The organism is Anaerovorax odorimutans (assembly GCF_024459955.1).
GTDB classification, from domain to species: Bacteria; Bacillota; Clostridia; order Peptostreptococcales; family Anaerovoracaceae; genus Hominibacterium; species Hominibacterium odorimutans_A.
Map to the genome: position 1 here is coordinate 1 of NZ_JANFXK010000155.1, position 260 is coordinate 260.

Below are 260 nucleotides of genomic sequence, written 5' to 3' on the forward strand. Positions count from 1 at the left end.
CTGCGTAAAACCGATTTTTCTTTTACGATTTCCGCATAATATTTTACGTTGGCAGATGTCTGAGTTCCTACGAGAAGATCTCTTGCAAATTCCATACTGCTTACTTCCGGAGGCACGTCTTTTGTTTTTAAATATTCCTGAAGCGTGATCAAATCTACCGGACGCCCCGATTTAAACAGATCTGTCATAGCGTCGAATAAGATCCCATATGCCGTCTGATAAAAATCCTGTCCGGCCAAAATCTCCGATGTGACCGTAAT

At 41.9% G+C, this 260-nt stretch carries 1 protein-coding gene; it reads right to left on the reverse strand.

The window, feature by feature from the left end; all coding sequences use genetic code 11:
* A partial coding sequence (locus NE619_RS18285; protein WP_305146677.1) for a DnaB-like helicase N-terminal domain-containing protein occupies positions 1-260 on the reverse strand: 260 nt, incomplete at both ends.